Genomic DNA, 1,363 nt, shown 5'->3' with positions numbered 1-1,363 from the left:
TCTTTAATTAACTACAACTCACAGGGGTAACATAGTTCACCCCACGGACGCCCATTTTATGGGGGTGGATATGAAACTCATGGACAAGCAGCCTGACATCTGGATGCAGCTATGGTTATGGCTGTTATCAGTCAAAGAACAAGGTTTAGGGGCGGCACTGGCTGCAACAATGGCTTACCTCAGAGGCCGATATAACGGCGGTAAGTTCTGGAAGACGATGATTGACGCGCTGATGTGTGCACTTATTGCATGGTTTATTCGTGACTTGCTCGTCTTCTTAAATCTGAGTACGGATCTGGCTTATATCGGCAGCGTGATTATTGGCTATCTGGGAACGGATTTTTTCGGCCAATTAATGCGCGGGACTTTGCGTAATAAAGCGGGGATAAAAGAATGAGTATAATAAGCAGGGGCATACGAAACAATAATCCCGGCAATATTGACTATAACCGTTTCAACGACTGGCTCGGTCAATTACCTCTTGATCCAACGATTGAACCTCGGTTCTGCCGGTTTGAGTCGCCGGAGTATGGTATCCGGGCGTTGTTCAAATTGCTGCAAAACTACCAACGCAAGCACAAACTGAATACAGTCAGAGAGATTATCAATCGTTACGCACCGCCCCACGAGAATAATACGGAAAATTATATTCAGTTTGCGGCTAAGAAGGTGGGCGTCTCTGCGGATGAGCGTATATCTACCCAAGACAAGATAACCTTGTTCGCTTTAGCTGAAGGTATTATCAAGATGGAGAACGCAAATCAGCAACCCTATTCACCGGAGACGTTCGAACGGGCGTTTGAGTTGCTATAAGGAATTGAGTGATGAGCATTATTCAGATTCTGGTTCCAGTCATTTATTTTCTCGGTGTGATTGCGGCATTGATTATTTTTACATTGATAGAAAAACGATCTAATGACCCGGAAAGTTTTGGGTTAATTATGTTTATGTCACTCATGTGGCCGCTGTTTGTTATTTTGATGCCAATTGTTTTTGGATTCGGTTTTTTAAACGAGAAATACAATCAATTTGTTGGCAGACGGTCATGAAATTCAATGCTCATTACTACACGATACTCGCACTAATCGTTATTTCACTGACAGCGTATTACTATCACTCTGCGTTACAGAGAGAACGTCATGTTACAAAGCAGCAGCAAGAAGACATTCAGCAACTCACAGACACTATCGACTATCAGAACTCACACATTACCATGTTGAACGAATTGGATGTGAAGCACACACAGGAACTTGCCAATGCCAAATCTGAAATCGACGTTCTTCGCAATGATGTTGTCAATGGTCGTCGCCGGTTGCGTATCGCGGCAACCTGTAGTCAGGGCGAAGCCGGTTCCCCCTCCGGC

General features: G+C 44.4%; 4 protein-coding genes. All 4 read left to right on the top strand.

The window, feature by feature from the left end:
• Positions 1-70: 70 nt before the first annotated feature.
• Entirely contained in the window at positions 71-397 is a 327-nt protein-coding gene (locus LGZ99_RS24405) for a phage holin, lambda family (protein ID WP_166310383.1), read from the top strand.
• Between the two features lie 5 nt (positions 398-402).
• Positions 403-813 carry a structural protein gene (locus LGZ99_RS24400; protein ID WP_390894059.1) on the top strand — a complete coding sequence of 137 codons (411 nt, stop codon included), beginning with the start codon at positions 403-405 and terminating at the stop codon, positions 811-813.
• An 11-nt stretch (positions 814-824) separates the two neighbouring features.
• On the top strand, positions 825-1,049 hold the full coding sequence (locus tag LGZ99_RS24395) for a hypothetical protein (RefSeq protein ID WP_166310379.1): 225 nt from the start codon (positions 825-827) through the stop codon (positions 1,047-1,049).
• Positions 1,046-1,363, top strand: a 318-nt coding sequence (locus LGZ99_RS24390) for a lysis protein (RefSeq protein ID WP_262979843.1), incomplete at its 3' end; no start/stop codon positions are given. The genes LGZ99_RS24395 and LGZ99_RS24390, both read left to right, overlap by 4 nt.

The sequence above is a fragment of the Photorhabdus temperata genome, assembly GCF_025384845.1.
GTDB classification, from domain to species: domain Bacteria; phylum Pseudomonadota; class Gammaproteobacteria; order Enterobacterales; family Enterobacteriaceae; genus Photorhabdus; species Photorhabdus temperata.
Note: the sequence above shows the minus strand (reverse complement) of the source record. Positions and strands in the feature narration are given on the sequence as shown.

Excerpts from the sequence above, each read along its gene's own strand:
- LGZ99_RS24405 (WP_166310383.1), top strand. The coding sequence starts at position 71 with ATGAAACTCATGGACAAGCAGCCTGACATCTGGATGCAGCTATGGTTA.
- LGZ99_RS24395 (WP_166310379.1), top strand. The coding sequence starts at position 825 with ATGAGCATTATTCAGATTCTGGTTCCAGTCATTTATTTTCTCGGTGTG.